General features: G+C 33.6%; 19 protein-coding genes. 12 read left to right on the forward strand and 7 right to left on the reverse strand.

Translation table 11 applies throughout. The annotated features are described in order from the left end of the window. Positions 1 to 61: 61 nt before the first annotated feature. On the reverse strand, positions 62 to 1408 hold the full coding sequence (locus tag X925_RS07150) for a hypothetical protein (protein WP_103066021.1): 1347 nt from the start codon (positions 1406 to 1408) through the stop codon (positions 62 to 64). A 392-nt stretch (positions 1409 to 1800) separates the two neighbouring features. Between X925_RS07150 and X925_RS07155 the strand changes: the two genes are divergently transcribed. The 5 genes from X925_RS07155 to X925_RS07175 all read left to right on the forward strand — a co-directional run bounded on the left by X925_RS07155 (position 1801) and on the right by X925_RS07175 (position 6800). After that, positions 1801 to 2796, forward strand: coding sequence for a LacI family DNA-binding transcriptional regulator (locus X925_RS07155; RefSeq protein WP_103066022.1), 996 nt, complete (start codon positions 1801 to 1803; stop codon positions 2794 to 2796). A gap of 98 nt (positions 2797 to 2894) precedes the next feature. Next, the gene (locus X925_RS07160) at positions 2895 to 4148 is read left to right on the forward strand and encodes an extracellular solute-binding protein (protein ID WP_103066023.1); all 1254 of its coding nucleotides are present in this window, start codon (positions 2895 to 2897) and stop codon (positions 4146 to 4148) included. 15 nt (positions 4149 to 4163) lie between these two features. Further along, positions 4164 to 5048 (forward strand): carbohydrate ABC transporter permease, encoded by an 885-nt coding sequence (locus X925_RS07165; RefSeq protein ID WP_103064982.1) that lies wholly within the window; start codon positions 4164 to 4166, stop codon positions 5046 to 5048. After that, positions 5045 to 5875 (forward strand): carbohydrate ABC transporter permease, encoded by an 831-nt coding sequence (locus X925_RS07170; RefSeq protein WP_121959570.1) that lies wholly within the window; start codon positions 5045 to 5047, stop codon positions 5873 to 5875. Before X925_RS07165 ends, X925_RS07170 begins: the two co-directional genes overlap by 4 nt. Before the next feature lie 40 nt (positions 5876 to 5915). Continuing rightward, complete coding sequence (locus X925_RS07175) at positions 5916 to 6800, forward strand: glycosidase (protein WP_121959571.1); 885 nt, start codon at positions 5916 to 5918, stop codon at positions 6798 to 6800. A gap of 94 nt (positions 6801 to 6894) precedes the next feature. Here the strand turns inward: X925_RS07175 and X925_RS07180 are convergent, their stop codons facing one another. Together X925_RS07180 and X925_RS07185 are read right to left on the reverse strand one after the other, a co-directional pair. Further along, positions 6895 to 7122 (reverse strand): SHOCT domain-containing protein, encoded by a 228-nt coding sequence (locus X925_RS07180; RefSeq protein ID WP_012208929.1) that lies wholly within the window; start codon positions 7120 to 7122, stop codon positions 6895 to 6897. Between the two features lie 85 nt (positions 7123 to 7207). Then, positions 7208 to 7450, reverse strand: coding sequence for an SHOCT domain-containing protein (locus X925_RS07185; RefSeq protein WP_012208930.1), 243 nt, complete (start codon positions 7448 to 7450; stop codon positions 7208 to 7210). 226 nt (positions 7451 to 7676) lie between these two features. Here X925_RS07185 and X925_RS07190 point away from each other — a divergent pair, with 226 nt between their 5' ends. Then, on the forward strand, positions 7677 to 8504 hold the full coding sequence (locus X925_RS07190) for a cytochrome c biogenesis CcdA family protein (protein ID WP_233187758.1): 828 nt from the start codon (positions 7677 to 7679) through the stop codon (positions 8502 to 8504). Between the two features lie 18 nt (positions 8505 to 8522). Next, complete coding sequence (locus tag X925_RS07195) at positions 8523 to 9206, forward strand: thioredoxin fold domain-containing protein (RefSeq protein ID WP_121959572.1); 684 nt, start codon at positions 8523 to 8525, stop codon at positions 9204 to 9206. 34 nt (positions 9207 to 9240) lie between these two features. Here the strand turns inward: X925_RS07195 and X925_RS07200 are convergent, their stop codons facing one another. Continuing rightward, positions 9241 to 10350, reverse strand: coding sequence for an alanyl-tRNA editing protein (locus X925_RS07200; RefSeq protein ID WP_121959573.1), 1110 nt, complete (start codon positions 10348 to 10350; stop codon positions 9241 to 9243). A 177-nt stretch (positions 10351 to 10527) separates the two neighbouring features. Here X925_RS07200 and X925_RS07205 point away from each other — a divergent pair, with 177 nt between their 5' ends. Beyond that, positions 10528 to 12918 carry a WD40 repeat domain-containing protein gene (locus tag X925_RS07205; RefSeq protein ID WP_121959574.1) on the forward strand — a complete coding sequence of 797 codons (2391 nt, stop codon included), beginning with the start codon at positions 10528 to 10530 and terminating at the stop codon, positions 12916 to 12918. A gap of 43 nt (positions 12919 to 12961) precedes the next feature. Here X925_RS07205 and secF read toward each other — a convergent pair whose 3' ends face one another. Genes secF through yajC form a run of 3 tightly spaced genes read right to left on the reverse strand, consistent with a single transcriptional unit; the run spans position 12962 to position 15750 of the window. Further along, positions 12962 to 13870: a protein translocase subunit SecF gene (secF, locus tag X925_RS07210; RefSeq protein WP_121959575.1), complete on the reverse strand. Its 909-nt coding sequence runs from the start codon at positions 13868 to 13870 to the stop codon at positions 12962 to 12964. Further along, entirely contained in the window at positions 13870 to 15288 is a 1419-nt protein-coding gene (secD, locus tag X925_RS07215; protein ID WP_121959576.1) for a protein translocase subunit SecD, read from the reverse strand. The genes secF and secD overlap by 1 nt, the downstream gene beginning before the upstream one ends. A 36-nt stretch (positions 15289 to 15324) precedes the next feature. Continuing rightward, positions 15325 to 15750 (reverse strand): preprotein translocase subunit YajC, encoded by a 426-nt coding sequence (gene yajC / locus X925_RS07220; protein ID WP_103064991.1) that lies wholly within the window; start codon positions 15748 to 15750, stop codon positions 15325 to 15327. 244 nt (positions 15751 to 15994) lie between these two features. Between yajC and minC the strand changes: the two genes are divergently transcribed. From minC to X925_RS07240, 4 genes are all read left to right on the forward strand, one after another. Further along, complete coding sequence (gene minC / locus X925_RS07225) at positions 15995 to 16597, forward strand: septum site-determining protein MinC (RefSeq protein ID WP_121515083.1); 603 nt, start codon at positions 15995 to 15997, stop codon at positions 16595 to 16597. A gap of 90 nt (positions 16598 to 16687) precedes the next feature. After that, a complete protein-coding gene (locus X925_RS07230) occupies positions 16688 to 17728 on the forward strand; it encodes a M28 family peptidase (protein WP_121959577.1) in 1041 nt (346 codons plus the stop codon). Continuing rightward, positions 17725 to 18747, forward strand: a complete 1023-nt coding sequence (locus X925_RS07235) for a M42 family metallopeptidase (protein WP_121959578.1) — start codon at positions 17725 to 17727, stop codon at positions 18745 to 18747. Before X925_RS07230 ends, X925_RS07235 begins: the two co-directional genes overlap by 4 nt. A 17-nt stretch (positions 18748 to 18764) precedes the next feature. Beyond that, positions 18765 to 19769, forward strand: a complete 1005-nt coding sequence (locus X925_RS07240; RefSeq protein WP_121959579.1) for a M42 family metallopeptidase — start codon at positions 18765 to 18767, stop codon at positions 19767 to 19769. The last annotated feature ends 11 nt before the right edge of the window (positions 19770 to 19780 follow it).

Below are 19780 nucleotides of genomic sequence, written 5' to 3' on the forward strand. Positions count from 1 at the left end.
CTAAACTTTATAAAAACAAAATATTTCTGCAGCATTTATAAATGCTGCAGAAATAAAAGATTTACTGAACAATAAGTTTTAAATTTTGTATCTCATGTGCCCTTCCTTCAAGCAATTTTATAGCTTCTACAGTGTTCTTTGCAGAATAAATTGAGAAATATCTCGTATAAGTTACTTCGTCTCCAGCTTTGAATTTCATCATCCAATCAGCTTCATTAGTTCCCTCAAAAGTGCCTTTTGTAGCTTCATAATTATTCAACTCTCCTGGGATCCATCTAAATATCCCATCTCTAAATTCTCTACTTTCATAAAACCAAAAATCATTATAAACAAATTTTTTAAGGTCTGAATAAACAACGGATGTTTGTGGTAATATTTCTGCGGCTATCAAACCATATTTCTCTGAAAAGTTTGCTCTCCAATCTTCCATAGAAACAAAGGCATATGTCGCTCCCCACCATAAAGGTTTCATTGAATCAATTGCTGGAAAAACTACATAAGCATTTTCATCAACTATTTCTACTGCACCTCTTTCCTTCCAATATTCATATGGGGTTATTCCTAATTGTTCTGCCCAAATCACTCTTCTAAACATAGGAGTGATATGTAAAGAACCATCATCAACGGTAGTTAAAGGTGCTGTAGCCATAACTTGTAATTTCATTATATCAACGTAATTGGAGAAAGAAAATTCATTTTCCACTAGCACATCCCCAGTTTTAAAAATATATGTGGTTATCTTTTGTGTGAGACCAGGGAGCTCTTCATAGGAAAGTACTGCCTGAACAGTTACAGCAACAGGCCCTGGATCAAAAACTTTTAAATCCTTCACTGTTAATCCCATAGATGTTGTTTCAACGTGTTTGCCTAACTTCCCGTCTACATAGTATGTGCTACCTGACCACCCCGCAATTCTTGCTGTCCCAAGTTCATTGTACAAAATTCCTTCCACGTTGCCAAATTTAGTAAAATTTGCTAATCCGTGGTTATTTACCTTGACCGTAAAATTTTTGTTTACTACATTGTATTCTCCGTCTTTTTCCTCAATTGTGAAAGCTGGTTCAAATTGAAGTAAGTCCAAATCCCAATCATCCGAGACAACGATATTGGCTTCATTCTTAAACACAAATAGGAGAAAATCTGGCGAAGAAATTCTTCCGTTTTGATCAACATCCACAATCTGATAAGGAAGATCTTTTCCTTTCGAATCTTTTATTCTGATAGAATTCCAGTTCGCATCGAAATCATATCCAACAAAATCCAACAACTCAGAAAAACTTACCACAAAAGGAACATCAAGGCTTGTCATTTGCTCGGTAGAAACTTTTAACACCTTTTCCTCTGCAAAAAGAGTGAAGGTTACAAGAAGAACCGTCACCAAAGTTACAAAGATTCTCGCTTTTTTCACTTTTGTTCCTCCTCCTTTCATTTTTCATAAAAATATTTTTATTGGGATACTATAAACCAAACAAACTTTTTGCTTTTTCGTTATGTAAGCGCTTACAATCTCATTGATAATTATAACACCTCAAAAAAATCTATGCAAAGTCGGTTATAACCGTTTATACGTAATTAGAAACAATTAGGGTCTTTTATCAGTTGAAATCTCCTATTTTCTTATTTTTTGATTTTCTTAAAGTATTTTTTCGAATATCAACTCTTAGAAAAAAGAAGATTTTTTGAAATAATCGAGAATAATTGCCATTAATTGACTTTATTTAGCTATAATCAAGTTTGACTTTCTTTATGTATACTGTTATAATTTTTTTGTAAGCGCTTACAAAATGGAGGTATTACTAAATGTCAACAATAGATGATGTAGCAAAATTAGCTGGTGTATCGATAGCCTCAGTATCAAGAGTTTTGAATTCAAAAGACAATGTTTCGGAAAAAACTAAAGAAAAAGTTTTACGAGCTATCGAAGAATTAGATTATAAACCCTCGGGAATAGCTCGGAATTTAGCCAACAAAAAAAGTTCTTATAACATTGGTTTAGTCATTAGTAAAAGGATAGACAAAATTCTCAAAGGAAATGACTCATTTGGTATAAGAGAGTTCTATACAACTGTTTTAGCGGGAATAGAAAGTTTAGCAAAAGAAAACAATATCCAAATAAAATTGCAAACCTTTGATAATGGAAACAGAAAATTACTGGAAGATTTAGATGGCTTGCTGATAATGGGAGGAGACCGTCTACCTAAGTTAGTCGAAAATTCAGATTTACCAAAGGTACTTGTAGATAATTACATTCCTGCTTTAAAAGTTGATTCCGTAATCTCAAACGGCTTTGACGGCGCCTATTATACAATAAAACAAATGATCTCACGTGGATATAAAAAAATTGTACATATTCACGGTCCACTTACATATTGGGGATTTAGAAATAGATTTGAAGGATACACGGCAGCGATGACTGAATTTGGATTGCTGCCTCAAACATTCGAGTGTGACGAAACTCCAGAAGGTATATTATATGCATTAAATCTAACTTTATCCAAAAAACCTAATGTAATTTTTGCTTCAAATGATGTTATAGCTTTAATAATTTTAAATTTTTTAAAAAAGAAAAAAATTCATGTCCCAAAAGATATTCAACTAATTGGATTTGACGATATTATTTCTTCTTCGGTTTCTGAACCTAAACTGTCAACGGTAAAAGTTTTCAAGTTTGAGATGGGGAATATCGCTTTAAATAGACTAATAGATTTGATCAATGAAAAGAATCCTCATCCAGCAATGATCTCGTTATTCACCACCTTTATCGAAAGGGATAGTACGATAAGAGCTAAGAATTAGGAATAGTGATCAAGCAATATAAGAAATATAATGACTTATTTTAAAAAATTATAAATAATTATTGGGTAGTAACCCAATTCAAAGGAGGTATGGTCAGTATGAAAAAGTTCACAGTGGTGTTTATTGTGTTATTGTTGACGGTTTTTGCCTTTTCCCAGACAAAACTCGTTTTTTGGACCGCTCCTAATCCTCAGCAAGAAATGTTTTGGAAGGAAGTCGTTGCTGAATATGAAACTTTACATCCTGAAATTGATATCGAGTGGTCTACCATTCCTGCAGCAGGAAGCTCAGAAGAAGCTATCCTAACAGCTATAGCTTCGGGAAGAGCCCCAGATATTTCCACCAACATCTTTTCAGGATTTGCTGCACAATTAGCGGATATAGGCCAATTAGTAGCTTTAAGTGAATTAGAAGGTTTCGATGAACTTGTTGAAACAAGAAAGATGGGAAGTATCATAGAAGGCTGGGAAATAAACGGTAATGCATATGTTATACCTATTTATTCAAACCCTGTTCTGATGTGGTGGAGAGATTCTTTATTGAAAGATGCCGGCTTTGATAATCCCCCAAGAACGTACTCAGAGATCTACGAATTTTCTAAAAACTTTGTGGTACCCATGGAACGATATTCCATCCAAGTAATTGCAGGAAGAAATTGGTGGGATAGATGGTTTGACTTTATTACGTATTACTATGCAGCAGGTCAAGGAAAATCATATATAGATACTGATAGGATGAGAGCAACATTCAACGACGAAGTTGGTCAAGAAGTAGCTCAGTTTATCAAAACAATGTTTGATAACCAATGGACTGCTGTAGATTTAGGTTCTGATCCATTTTATAACGGAGCTATTGCTGGAACATTGATGGGTCCTTGGAGCATCGCTTATGCCGAGAATCAGTATCCAGACGTCGTTGATGATATTGTTATTACACCGCCACCAGTTCCTGACAATTATCCAAGTGATCAACCGATTTATACTTTTGCTGATGCAAAAGGGCTTGTAATTTTTAATACTACAAAAAACTTGGAAGAAGCTTGGGAATTTGTTAAATGGGTATTCTCGAGAGAAGATTTCGATTCGAAATGGTTAGAATATACCAAAATGCCACCAGCAAGAGAAGACTTATTAACTAATGAAATATTTGCTGATTTTTGGGAGACAAATCCTTTAGCAGCTGAATATGCCAAATATGTCCCTTATGCTGTTCCTCCCGCACCAATTACAACAACTGTTGACGTACAAGATATCATGACTGTTGAATTGATTGAACCTTTAATGCATGGCACCAAAGATGTTCAAGAAGCTTTGGATGATGCAATTAAGGCTATAAACAGAATCCTCTGGTAAGGGAAGGTTAAAACAATGAGTAAAAAAATAGGGTTAGCAAAAAAAGAAGCAAGGAAAGGCTTTGGTATTTCTTCAATATATTTAATTTATGCGGCAATATTTTGGGGTTATCCTTTTGTATGGTTATTTATACTTCTTTTTTCTAAATGGAGGTTTGTGGGGTCACCTCAATTCGTTGGCTTTCGCAATATTACGAGGGTCTTAACCGACCCTCTTTTTTGGAAAACAGTAATCAATGTTTTTCGTTTTATGATGTACTATATTCCTCTTGTGTTAATAGGAGCTTTACTCTTTGCCATTGCCCTGAACAAAATAAAATATGGAAAAACCTTTATAGCCCTTTCTTTTTTGGTAGCCAATGTTTCATCAGGAGTTGCTTATTCAATTATGTTTTCAAACCTTTTTTCTGTCAATGGACCAGTAAATAAAGCGCTAAATAGTCTTTTTGGTATCACTATTCCTTGGTTTACAAGCCCACAATGGGCGATGTTTTCCATTGCGCTGATTGTTATTTGGAAATTCATTGGCTATTATGGCTTAATACTATATGCCGGCTTAACCGCTATACCAAAATCTTTATATGAAGCAGCAGAGTTGGACGGTGCAGGAAGTCTTACAAAGTTTTTTAGAATTACATTGCCACTATTAAATCCTTCTATAATAATGGTCTTGGTTTTGGCTATTACTTTGGCTTTTGGAATATTCACAGAACCTTATATGATAACTGGGGGTGGTCCAATGAGAAGTACTTTAACCCCGATGATGCATATGATTACTACAGCATTCCAAAGAATGGACCCAACTTACGCTGCAACAATGGCAGTGTTTGTAGCTATGATAAGCTTTGGAATGATTTGGGTAGTAAGAAAAACTATGGAGAGAGAAGTTGATTTAGTATGATAACTAAAAAAACAAAGGCTGGAAATGTAATTCTTCATATAGTGATGTTCTTTTTATCACTAATCTGGTTGTACCCTTATGCCTGGCTGTTCTTGGCATCGGTAAAACCCTCTGCTGAAATCTATACCAGATTTCTACCAACGAGGTTCACTTTAGAGCATTTTAGATTTATACTAGAAAGCGCCGAAAGGATGAATAGACCGTTTATAAGGGCATTTTTCATAAGTTTATTTGTGTCTATCACCGTTACAGTATGTGTTATAATAACATCAGCCATCATTTCTTTTGCCTTATCAAAGTATAGATTTAAGGCAAGAGAGGGGATATTTAATTTTATTATTTTCCAAATGGTGTTCCCTGGATTCATGTTTACCATACCTTTATACATTCTAATGAGAAACATGCATCTGTTAAATTCGCTGGCAGCTTTAATCGTTCCTTTTATTATGAGCGGTTGGGGCATTTTTATGATGACTCAAAGTTTTAGAGGGACCCCAAACGACTATATCGAAGCAGCAAAAATCGACGGAGCCGGCGATCTATTCATTATTTTTAGAATTATGTTACCTTTAAACAATTCCGTTATGGCAATTGTTGGGCTCTTCACATTCATCGGAGTATGGGACAATTTCATGTGGCCCCTCATCGTTATTCAGGATTATTATAAAATGCCTCTTTCTGTGTTGCTTGCAAGCTTTAATCACGAATACGGTGCATATATTGGACCAGTAATGGCAGGTTCAGTGATCCAAACTTTGCCAATGGTGCTTATCTTCATTATCTTCAGAAAGGCTTTTTTACAAGGAATTTCAATGTCTTTGAAATAATCACAATCAAAAAACTGTACTTATAAGGAAGGGATACATATTGAATTTGAAGTTGAAAAGGCATTTGTCAAACCCGTTGTTTGGACCAAATCCAATGCATTTGTGGGAATCTAGGTTTGTTTTTAATCCTGCGGTTGTTTATGACGGCAAAGTCTTCCATATGTTGTACCGCGCCCAAGGAGAAGATATGGTTTCTCGGATTGGTTATGCTGTAAGTGTAGATGGTCTACACTTTAATAGAATGGAAAAACCTGTATTTGAACCCTCAGATTTATCGGAACTATACGGTGTCGAAGACCCAAGAATAACGCATATAGATGGAAAATATTATATGTGTTACACAGCTTATTCTCCGAGAAATATCAAAATATCTTTAGCTGCCACAGAGAATTTCTTCACGTGGGAAAGATATGGAAGTATTTTGCCCGAAAGTCCTAATAAAGATGCTGCCTTGTTTCCTGAAAAGGTTAATGGAAAATATATCTTAATTCATAGGTTGGAACCAGATATTTGGTTTGCATATTCTGATGATTTAATACATTGGGGCAATTATGTAAAAATTGCTTCTCCAAGAAAAGATTATTGGGATAACTTAAAGATCGGAGCAGGTGGCCCACCTTTAAAAACTCCTTATGGTTGGCTGTTTTTGTATCATGGTGTTCAAGAAGATATCAGGCCTATCTACAGGTTGGGCTTTATGCTCTTAGATTTAAAAGATCCAACAAAGGTATTAAAAAGAACAGAAGAACCTATTTTGGAACCTCAGGAAAAGTGGGAGATTTTCGGAGGAGTTCCAAACGTTGTATTCTCAGATGCATTGGTTGAATATGGTGATCAATACTATGTTTACTACGGTGGAGCTGATAACCACATAGCTTTGGCTACTATTTCAAAAAAAGAAGTTTTCGATTGGATAAAGGAGTGAACTTTTTTAGGCAGGGTTTTTGATAGCAGTACTTCATAATAAAAGTCGGTAGATTCGATCTCCCGACTTTTATTATTTAAATATTACTTAAATATTACTTTAAATCTTTTTTCCTGGTCAAATACTCTTCTCTGGAAATCCGCCCCAGAGCATATTCTTGTTTGAGAATGTCTAGAGCATTATAGCTGCTGCGTTTTTTGTTTGCCCTAAACAATAGCACAACTACCGTTGCAAGCAATCCCCAGAAAAGCAAAGGTATAATCCACCAATATCCACCTAGAATACTCTGACCATAAGCACCCCACAGATAACAATATCCCATAATATACACTCCTCTCCAGAAATCTATTTACTCATGCTCCTCATAGTCAAGCCCTTTTGTCCCTACAACCTTTATTTTTTTAATCCTATTTCAAGTCTTTTATTATCTGATCAAATTCTTCCTTGCTTATTTCACCTCTAGCATAACGCTCTTTAGCGATCTCTTCAGCTCTATCAACTTGATGAGGAAAGTCATTATTATTGTTGTGATATGAACTCGAATTATCGTCATTCTTATTATTAATAAAATAAATCGCTGCTATGATAATTATTATCAAGAAAATCAAAGAAAATCCTCCCCACATCATTCCCAAACCGAATCCCATCATAATTTATCACTCCTTTCCAAATTATTGTAACTTTTTATAGCTGCATCAATTTAACCACGCACTGTTTTAAGTTTTCTAAGAATCTTTTCGTGTTTCATAAAATTGTCTCTTTTTATCCATCCCACTGGGGGAGGGTATAAGAATTATAAACGATTTTTATTACATTCAAATTAATATTGATTACCAAAGTAGTAAACCCATCGGACAAAAAATGAGGCTCTATTCATTGAAGAAAAAACAAATATTTCTTACTAGGTTAGCTATAGAAATACAAATCTTTGTTGCTAAAACTCTATTTTATGTGATACAATTAAAATACCGTGGCGGGGTATGGCTAACTTTTTATAATTTGGAAAAAGGAGTAAATCGGATGAATTCTCTTGCAATAACAACTTCTGTTACTTTTTTAACTGCGTTTTCTGGTGGGTTATTATCTTTTTTTAGCCCTTGCGTTTTCCCTTTAATACCAGTTTTTTTCGCATTGGTGATCCCTGATATCTCAAACACTCGTTTGGTCATCAAAAGGAGTTTGGGCTTCTTTCTTGGTCTTTCTCTCTTTTTTGCCTTGTTAGGTAGTATTTCTGGTAGTATTGGTATGATGCTTGCACAATATCAAAGCGTTATTAACATATTTGCTGGTGTATTAATAATATTATTTGGATTTCTGTTTTTGATGAATAAAAGTTTGATTTCTCCAAAGAATATAGATCTAAAAAAATACAATAAAAATAATTCCTTTTTTTCCGCCTTCGTAATTGGAATTTTAATTTCTTTAGTATGGATCCCGTGCGCAAGTCCAATATTGGCTTCGATTCTAACCTTAGCAACGACTACAGGCCAAGCATTGAGAGGAGCTCTTTTGCTTTTTGTTTATTCTCTGGGAATTTCCATCCCGTTTCTATTCTTTAGCGGCATTGTCAGTAAAATATTATCTAAAGTAACTTTAGGAGAACCTAAATGGCAAAAATCCTTGAGAATTATTGGCGGTATTGCGCTTATGGTAGTGGGGACTATGGTTTCCTTTGGGATTTTTAACAATCTAAGTGTAATATAAAATGGAGGTGTGTTTTTTATGAAAAAATTTTTTGTTGCATTGTTATTTATACTACCAGTAATTACTATATTTCCTGTCCCGTTAGATGATTTTGTTTTTGAAAATTTCAATGATGCTTTCGAAGTTGCCAAGTTAACAAACAAAAAAGTTGTAGTTATGTTTTCATCACCCACGTGTCCAGTGTGTACTCAATTTAAAGAAACAACCTTGTTGGATGAAGAGATTCAAAAATGGCTACGCACAGAATTTGTTTTTGTTGAAATCTACCCTACGACGGAAAAAGCCACATTTCAAGGAGAAGAATATAATTATGGTCAGTTGTTTTATGCTTTTGGTGCCAGATATACACCAACCTTTGTATTCTTTGACGAACAACAAAATCCTTTTGGAGCAATTACAGGGGGATATCCAGCCGATATATTTATAGATATCCTGAAATATGTATCTTATGAAAAAAATGAAGAGATTAGCCTCGATAAATTTATAGAAGATGGATTAGGTAAAAACGTACATATTCTTCCAAAAACTCTTCACTTATCAAAAGATGAAATCGAAAGATTATTGGACTTGGATCCAAATTCCAAAGTCTATGAACCCGGTAAAAATTATGATCCGTATACAAATATAGTTTTACTTCAGAACAACACAAACGAACAAAACTTAGAGAATTTTTACGTGAAAATATTTGAATCTAAGAATTAGAAGGTTTTTTTCTGAAAAATAGTCCAATCTTGGGCTATTTTTCTAATATTTTGAGAATGTCTTCAAATTTTATATCGCCGTTAATGTTACCTCTTACTTCGCTTCCCCCACCTTTGATGTTGTTCTTTGTTTTTAATTTTTCTATTAACTCTTTACAGTTAATATTTTTTGAGAAAATAGAAAAGGTTTTGTTCTTCTCATCCTCAATAATGAGTGTATAATTTTTTAAATCGACGTATTTGTGTAAAAAATCTGCTGTTTCATCTTCTTTTTTATGGTAAACTACTTTGTTATTGTTCACAACTACCGGCTTTTCGATTAAATCTTTTGCAAGATAATAAGCATTTTTTTCTGCTAACTTTTTAATACGGTTCTTATAATCTTTGTTTTCATTTAATAGACTTTCTACTTTGTTTTCCAAATCATACAACCCAGATGTTAAGATAGAAGAAATGTTTTTTAAAATCGAATCTTTTTGTGAATAATCATTAATGGCTCTAAGACCCGCTAAAAAATATACCCTCGTTAAATTCCCTTTTACTTTTTCTGTATTTGTTATCTTTAAAAGATTGATATTTCCTGTGTTTTTCACATGGAAACCACCACAAGCAGATATGTCAAAATCATCGATTTTTATCAGCCTCACTTGACCACTTATTTTATCACTTAGAGGTTTTCTTAAATTGTATTTTTGGGCTCGTTCTTTATCCGTATATATTTCTTCCACTTCTATGCACTTAGAAATTATATCGTTTGAAAGTTCTTGGGCTTTATTCAACAATTCTTCTTCAATATTCTGTCCATCTAAATCTACAGTAGAATATTCTTCACCCATCTTGAAACTAACGGTTTTTAATGAAGCTATTCTTTCAAAAGCGGCTGACAATATATGTTGTCCAGTATGTTGCTGCGCTATGTCATATCTTCTTTTTTCATCTATTTCATAAAAATATTCACCTGGGTTTAAATATTTACTTAATACAATACCCGCTTCTGTAGGACTTAAAACTTCAGCGGTATCAATTTTACCCCTATCTCCAAGTTGCCCTCCTTTTCCATCAGGATAAAAAGGATTATTCTCTATGGTAGCAAAATAGTTATCCCCTTGTTTTATTACATTAATTATTTTCACTTTTTCACTCAAATTTAAAGCCTCCTTATCTTGCTTAGCGCCCCTGGCCCCGCTCAGTCCGTCCGCACCCAGCACTGTTCATTTTTTAAAGTCTTTAATTTTTATTCTTGGATTCTTTTTAAGATCATTTTATTATATAATATAATAGTTAGTAGAGAATCAAAAATCTTTGAGAGAGAGTTGAGTGCTTTGAGAAAATTCTTCGTAATTTTTTTCTTGATTATTTTGAGTATTAACATCTTCTCCAATTTAATAGTAAATAATTTTGAACATTCAGACATTATTGATTTTTTTGTAAATAAAAACACTGGCGATATTTCCACAATTGTAGAGAATAACTACCTTAAAACTTATGATTTGAAGGAAAAGTGCATTAATCGTTATTACTCAGCTTCTTCTATACCGACTCATGTAGAATGGATCCTCGACAATAAATATACTATAATCGCAGAAAGTAATGGGACAATAGAAGTGTTTAACAACGATACCTCTCTTCTTAATTACAAAATAAACGTAACCGACGAATCTATTTCCTCTTTATCTAGTTTTAGAGATAAAATAGTATTTACTTCCTTAGATAAAACGGTCTACGTATACAATATTACCAAAAGAAGGGTAGAATTTCAACGGAGGTTTTCAACTATACCAACGGTTGCAGAATTTTACGATGAGGGTACAATATTGGTAGCAGACCATTTAGGTAATATTTATTTGATTGATTATTTAAACAATAAAGAAGTAAGATCCATCAAAATTGATAATTATTCAATAATTAAATTAGCGATGGTAAATGATAATAAACTTGCTTTTTCAATGAATGGAAATATTTATGTATTGGATAAAGACTTGAAGATAATAAATTCTTTTTCATTAGGTTTAACAATTAAAGAGGTCGCTTTTTCACCATCGAATGAAAATTTTACTGTTTTGACTACGAATAATCAGATCATCCTTTTTGATTCTTCAACTTTAAAAATACTCCAAGAACTAAAGCTTGATAATTTTAATATAAAATCTCTTGAATGGAGTCATGACAAAAGCGATACACTTTACCTAAACGATGGAGTTAGTATATACTCTTTAAATGTCTATTCAAAATCAATTGAAAAATTATTGGAATTAAAAAAACCCGATGTTCTAAAAATTACAAGAAATAATAATCTTATTTATTACTTAACTTCCAACAGTGAAATAGGTGTTTTTAATATTGATTCAGGAGTAGTTGAGACTCATTTTTCTTTTTCTGAAGAAGTAGATGATTTTGAAATAACAAAAAATGGACATTTAATACTTTCAGAAAATTCTGGATACCTGTCGCTTTACGACCCTGAGGGTATATTAATAGAAAATAAGAAGATAAGTGATTTTAAATTAACCACTTTGGAGATTTCCCCTTCGGAAAAGTTCTTAATTGCAGGGGGATGGGAAAATAATGTTTATATACTTACACTACCTGATTTGAAGGTTTATAAAAAAGTTGAAAATCTTCATAAAAATTGGATAAAAGATATTTCTATCAATTACAACGAAAATAAAATAGCCATGGCAAGCTTAGATAAAAAGGTAAGCATATCAGATTTTCCAACCTTTAAAAATACAATTTACGTAGAAGAATTTCCCTACATTATTTGGTCACTGGATTGGGCTAATAATTCAAATTTTCTTGCTATGGGAGGATTTGAAGGGATTTTACGCTTATGGGATGGAAGGTTTAATCAATTATATAAAAAATTTGAGATTATTACAGCTCCAATAAAGGTAATTAAGTGGAGTCCCGATGATAACTACATAGCCACTGGAACAACTGATGGAAATGTCTATATATGGAACAGTAAAAATGGAAACTTAGAATCAACTATGAATATTTCCAATGGTGAAATTGTTGATTTAACTTGGAGTAATGATGAAAGGTATTTGTATGCCTTGAGTAAAGGTAATTTGTTGAGTCTTATAGATCTTCAGCAAAATAATATACCTTTGAAAAGTATTATTTTTGAAAAAGGATACTCTGTTTCCTATAGAAAAAATGGGGAGTATACCACTAATATCCCTGAACAAGAAGAAAGCAAATTTTTCTATAAAAATAATCCTATAAGCCTTTTCGAAGCTGTCACCTTTAAAAGGAAAGAATCTATAAACATTCCCGTATTAGAAGGACCGATTATAAACGTACCTTCAGAATTTTTGATCTCTGATAAAAACAACTCATTGCTTCTCAGTGCTTTTGATAATAATCTTATTACTAGAGTTGAAATATTGGGTCAAACTTTTTTTGTTAACAGCCAATCTTACTATCTATCGATGGAAATCAATCCCGAAAAGCTCAAATCAAATATGCTAGAAATAACAGCTTATGACAACGATGGAAACAAATCCACAAAATATGTTCATTTGAAGTTTGAGAATATATACCTGCAAGTATTCACTAATCAAGCAGAAATCACAAACGAGGAAGGAGAAATTATAGCTATTGCAAGCCGTGGAGACATTCTAAAATTAAAAGGAGTTTTAGGAGATACTTATAAAGTAGAATATATTGACAAAGAGGGATATATTAAAAAAGCATTTGTCGTGTTTTAAAAAAGCCCTCAAAGATGAGGGCTTTTTAATTTTATTATCTTAATTAAGCTTTTTGTGTTTTCTTACGTCTTTTTACCATACCAATGACAATTGGACTCGCAATATACAACGAAGAATAAGTTCCAATTATGACTCCCACAGTTAATCCAAATGCAAATGAAGCTATTGACCTACCTCCCAAAAGAAGCATAATAAAAACAACTATGAATGTAGTCAAGGAAGTGTTTAATGATCTTACAATAACTTCATTAATACTTTTATTGGTAACTCTCTCTATATCCATCCCACGATTTTTCGTCCTGTTTTCCCTTATTCTATCGTAAACAACAATGGTATCGTTTAAAGAATAACCTGCTAAAGTAAGAAATGCAGCTATAGCGGTTAAGTTCATTTCTATACCAAATAAGGAATAAAAACCTAAGGTGATTATAACGTCATGAGCTAAAGCTAAAATCGCTCCGACACCGTAGGAAAATTGAAACCTAATGGTTATATACGCTAACAAAACTATCAAAGCAATAATTACAGCATACCAAGCATACGATCGAATTTCCCTAGCTGCATAGCCTGAAACATCGTTGAATTGCTCAATAATTAGATTGGAATCAGGGAAAGACTGTTCTAAACTATTTATAAACGCTTGTTTTTCTTCCAAGGTAGGAAAGGAATCTCTTACTGTAATTATATAAAAGAATTGATCCGAAGTTCCTCCACCTGGGTTAGTTTGAATTATCTTAGCGGTGGCATAATCTGGATTTATTGTTTGTAAACCGTTTCTCAATTCATCTATTGTATAACTTTTATCAAAAGATACGATGATTTCACTACCACCAGAAAAATCAACTCCAAAATTAAAACCTTTTACAAAAATCACTATTACAGAAAAAAGTATCAAAGCAATTGATAAATAAATGAAAAAACTCCTCTTACCAACAAAATCTATATTTGGCATTATTTAGTCCCCCCCTTTTCCACAACAATTCCTTTCACATACTTTTCAGGCTTCAAAAAGTGGGAAGTACTTTCTAATAGCAACCTACTTACGACAAGGTTCGTGAACATTGCACCTAAAACACCTATTATGAGTGTGACCGCAAAGCCTCTAATACTTCCACTTGTTAAAAAGAATAAAACTAAACCAGCTAAAATAGTCGTTATATTGGCATCAAAAATAGTTGAAAAAACTTTATTAAATCCAAACTTTACTGCAGTTAAAGGGGGCCTTCCTATTCTAAGTTCCTCTTTTATTCTTTCGTATATAATAATATTTCCATCAACTGTGGTACCGAAAGTTAAGATTATTCCAGCGATACCTGGTAGAGTTAATATTGCTCCTGTCCAACTTAAAACTCCCATTAACAAAAGTGAATTATATATCAGAGCAATATCAGCAATTATTCCCATCCATCTATAAACTATAATCATGTAAATCATTACTATTATAAGCCCAATGATTCCAGCGTTTATAATTGTGGTCACAATATCTCTTCCCAAAGTAGGGCCAAGTGTTCTTTCTTGAAATTTAACCAAATCTACCGGTAAATTCCCTGACTTTATCAAAACAGCGATGTTTTGTGCTTCTTCCATACTTTCTATTCCGCTGATTTCAGCTCTTCCTTGCGATATCCTTTCTCTAACAACAGGTGCAATTATAACCTCATCATCTAAAATGATAGCAATCCTTTGGTTTATTAAATTTGCGGTAGCCAATTCAAATTTTTGCCTTCCTTCATTATTGAAATTTAAATTAACTACGAATCCTGCTCCTTGGCTATTAAGGGAAGCAACGGAATCCGTGACATCTAAACCGGTAATCTGAAATGGAGCATCTCCAAATTCGAAAACATTTTTTACCCTATACCAAAGGTTAGGGTTATTACTATCCTTAACGTAACTATACATTTCTATTTCTTCACCATTTATTTGTATAGTTCTATTTCTAGTAATTTCTGGAGTTGTTGTAGATTCCACAACTTCCAATACTTCTGCAAAGTAAAGTTTCCCCTTACTACCTATAAGTTCTTCAGCCCTTTGAGTATCTGATATACCTGGAATCTCAACACGAACTCTGCTTTCTCCACCGGAAACAACTTCGGAAACTATCGCCTCCGTGTAACCCGCATTGTCCATTCTTCTCCTTAGAACTGTGATTACATTATCTACAACCTCAGAAGTATTGACACCTTCAGGTACATCAAAGCTATATTCTAATAGCACCCCACCTTGAATATCCAAGCCTAAATTTATATTTGGGAAAAAACGTAGTATGCTTATATCATTCACATTACCCGATAAAGGTAGAATTAATCCTAATAGTGCAAAAACAAAAACTATTATAGTAAATAATATTCGTATTCTTCGATTTCTCAACTATTTCACCCCCTGAACAAAATCAATGTTAAAGAACTATTTATCATTTCCATCTTCATCTTCAGTTTCAGCTTCGGTTTCTTCTGGCTTTGCTTCGGGTTTATCAGTTTTAGAAAGAACCCCGGCAATGGCATTCTTTGTTATATCGATTTCTGTTTTGTCTGCCGTTGAAATTCTGATTCTTTCGTTGGTTATAGATATTATCTTCCCTATGATTCCTGATGATGTTACAATTTTATCACCTTTTTTTAAAGCAGAAAGCATTTCCTTATGCTTTTTCTCTTGTCTCCTTTGTGGGAGAAACAACAAAACCCACATCAATATTATTATTACTAAAAGAAGCAACATTCCACTTAGTCCACCACCACTTGCCGGGACCGCTTGTGCTTGTTCGACCGTGTTGGCAGCATCAGTAGCGCCTGCTGGGCCAAAGTTTATAAAATTTAATACTCTTTCTAACATAAATACACCTCCAAAATTATTCTTTAAAGAATTTTGTCGTTAAGCGTTTTTGTTATAATATAAGTTAATGCAAAAATTGCTTACTGTTAGATTGTATCATATTTTTCTTTTATGGTCAATGAATTCTTTACAACCAACTTGTCAAATAATTTTTGTTTATGTAATATTTCTTATATTTTATGTTATTATATATATGGTCATAAATTTTTTATGGTGACTTAAAATTGTATTAGGGGGGGTTTAGATGGATGAACCCGTATACGCAAAAATTATGGACGGAGACATAATCTTTTATTTTTCAAAGGGAAACACGCAAAAAGATCTTTTCGAACATTTTCAAAAAGAACTTGTTAAGATGAAAAGTTTTTTTAACATTGGGGATAGTTTTTACGTATATTTTGAAGACGGTTCTCAGCATAATTTATTAAATAGAATCGTAAAATTTGCTAACAGTCTTGAATTGAACGTTGCTGGAGCATATTTTGGAAAGCTTCCCGAAGGGAAAGTTGGAAACAAAGAGTTAACCCTTTCGAGTACCCAAATTTATAGAAAACATTTAAGATCAGGCCAAGTAATACAAAATCCTGGAGACATTATAGTTTTTGGAAATGTAAATCAAGGCGCAGAAGTGAACGCGGGTGGAAGTATTATAATATTTGGAAAGGTATTTGGAACCTTAAGAGCAGGAATTACCAACAAAAAAAACGCTTTCATTATAGCCTACGAATTGAATTCACCATTAGTAGAAATCGCGGGTATCCCTTTCTTCAACTATGAATGGCCAAAGTCACCTGTTTCAATAAGAATAGAAGAAAATAAAGCATTGGTTGAACCGGTTGAACTGTAAAAATATAGTGGAGCAAAGAGATATTAAATCAATTTTTTTAATCTTTAAAACACTATTTATCCTGTGTCAAAACCAAAAAGGAGGTCACGGATGGATACTTCTACTTTACTAAAAAATTTATCCAATACTTTTGGGGTGTCTTCTTTTGAAAATTACACCTTTCCTTTGATTGAAAAAGAATTAAAAAACATCTCACCAGATATAAAATTAGAAAAAGTAGGAATAGGCAATTTAGTGGCAACTTATGGAAATGAGAGTCCCAAAATTGCTTTTTTCGCACATGTAGACGAAATTGGAATAGTTATATCAAAAATAATCGATGAACACTTCGCTCGCATTTCTCCCGTTGGGGGAGTCGATCCAAGAACTTTGGTAGGAAAAAGGGTTCTTTTTAAAACAAAAGATTCAGAAAAAATAGGTGTAATAGGATTTTTAGCCCCTCACCTACAAAAAAAAGAAGATAGAGAAAAATCTCCCTCCTTTGATGAGCTCTTCGTTGATTTTTCAATTTCGGGGGGAACCAATAGTATCGACGTTGGCGATATGGGCGTTATACAAGTCCAGGCTGTTGAACTTGAAAATGGAAAGATATCAAATAAATCTTTAGACAACAGAGTAGGTGCTGCGGTACTAATTAAGTCTTTGGAGTACCTACAAAATCTTAAATTTGAAGGACAATTGATTTTATCTTTTAACAAAGGTGAGGAAGTGGGATTAGTTGGAGCACAAGGTAGCGCCCATCACATAATGCCAGATTTTGCCATAGTAGTTGATGTAACTTTTGGCGAAAAACTACCAGAAAACTTTGAGCCTATCAAGCTTGGTGAAGGACCAGTTATAGGTATAGGTACCACCGTTACCAGAAGTATTTTCGAAGAACTAACAAAAACTGCAAAAAGTAACAATATCAAATACCAATTAGAAACTTTTACTAGAGGCAGTGGCACCGAAGCGGATGTAGTTCAAATATCTTCTACCGGAGTAAAAACAGGTGTTGTTTCAGTTCCAATCCTTAACATGCATTCTCCCAACGAGGTTGTAGATGTAAAAGATGTGGAAGAAAGCGCAAAATTATTATCTTTCTTTGCTTTAAACACCAGCTTAACTTGGAAAGGAAGTAGAAATTTATGAGGAAGTATTTAAAAGACTTAACTAATCTTGCCGGTATATCTTCAAGAGAAGAAAAAATAAGAGAGTACATCAAATCAAATGTTGCCAACAAGGTCGATGAAATTACCGAAGACAACATGGGAAACCTAATTTGTTTAATTAAAGGTAAAGATTCTTCCAAAAAATTAATGCTTGACGCACACATGGATGAAGTTGGCTTTATGATCACCAGAATAAATGAAGACGGTACTTTTGGCATATCTCCCGTTGGAGGAGTTGACCCAAGGGTAGTAAAAAGTCAGAGATTTAAAATCGAAGAAAAAATATCTGCTGTTGTCAATTCTACACCCATTCACTTAGAAAAAGAAACCGACAAAGTTGAGCAGTATGAAAGTATAAGGGTCTACGCTGGATTTTCCAACAAAGAGGAAGCATCTAAAAAGGTCCATTTGGGCGATATGGTTACATTTGATACTACTTATTATGAGGAAAATAGCTATGCTGTAGCCAAAGCCTTTGATGATAGGGTTGGATGTTCTATTATGATGGATATAATTGACTATTTTTTTGAGAACAACGAGAAACCTCTTTACGATACATACTTCAATTTTGCTACTCAGGAAGAAACGGGGTTGAGAGGTACAGGAACTGCAGCTTCAAAAATACAGCCAAATTTCGCTATCGTATTAGAAGGTACAACTGCTGGTGACAACCCTGAAAACACCCCGGATAAATGGGCAACCCATATCGGAAATGGGCCCGTCTTAACATTCATGCATAGCGGTTTAGTACTCAACAAAGAAATCTTCGAAAAAATTGTAGATACTGCAAAGAAATTAGGTATTAAATTTCAATACAAAATGCGAACAGCAGGAGGAACAAACGCCGCCAGACTCGCAAAGACCCTTTATGGAATTCCAGCAGGGGTAATATCCGTTCCATGCCGATATATTCATTCTCCACAATCTATAATGAATTTACAAGATTATGAAAATACCTACCAATTGGTAAAACAATTAGTCGTTAATACACCATTTTAAGAGAGGTGGCAAAAAAATTGAAAGAGCTAATAAAAAATATTACGGAACTTTATGGACCAAGTGGAAGAGAAGATCAAGTGAGAGATTTTATAAAAGAACAGATCAAAGATCATGTGGATGATATTAAAACAGACAAGTTAGGAAATCTTATCGCCACAAAAAAAGGCAACTCTGGAAAAACCATATTATTTGACGCTCACATGGATGAAATAGGGGTTGTTGTTACACACATTTTAGACAAAGGCTTTTTAAAAGTAGAACAAGTCGGCGGTCAAAACCCTGTAAATTTGATCGGTTCCAGGTTGATTTTTAATGGAAGAATAGGGGTTGTTGGAGTTGAGGGAGAAAGTGAAAAAGAATTAAAAGATAATTATAAAAACTTATCTTTAGACAATATATTTGTTGACATAGGCGTATCTTCAAAAGAAGAAGCGGAAAAAATTGCTCCTATTGGCACTTTTGGAACCTTTGCCGAAGGTTTTGTCGATTATGGTAATTATTGTATGTCAAAAGCCATGGATGACAGGATTGGATGCGCTATTTTAATAGAAACTATCAAAAATATGAAAGATAATCAACACACAGTTTTATTTGCTTTTACTGTCCAAGAAGAAGTAGGTTTAGTCGGATCTTTTGTTTCGGCTTATGATTACGAAGTCGACAGAGCAATAGCTATAGATGTCACGGATTCCTTGGATACTCCTAAGGCTCTTAAAAGAATGAGCATGGCTTTGGGAAAAGGACCTTGTATTAAAATAAAAGACAATCTTTCTGTAAGTGACAGAGAAGTTGTAGAATGGATAAAAAATGCTGCTTTGGCAAACAACATACCCTATCAGTTCGAGGTATTAACCTTCGGAGGAACAAATGCCGCGGGCTATCAAAGAACTAAATCTGGAATTCCTAGTGGTACTATTTCTATTCCTACTAGATACATACATTCACCTCACGAGATGTTATCCTATAGCGATGTTGAAAACACGGTGAAACTGTTGAATACGCTTAGTAAAACGAATTTTTAGAAGCTTATTTT

The organism is Petrotoga sp. 9T1HF07.CasAA.8.2 (assembly GCF_002895585.1).
GTDB classification, from domain to species: Bacteria; Thermotogota; Thermotogae; order Petrotogales; family Petrotogaceae; genus Petrotoga; species Petrotoga mobilis.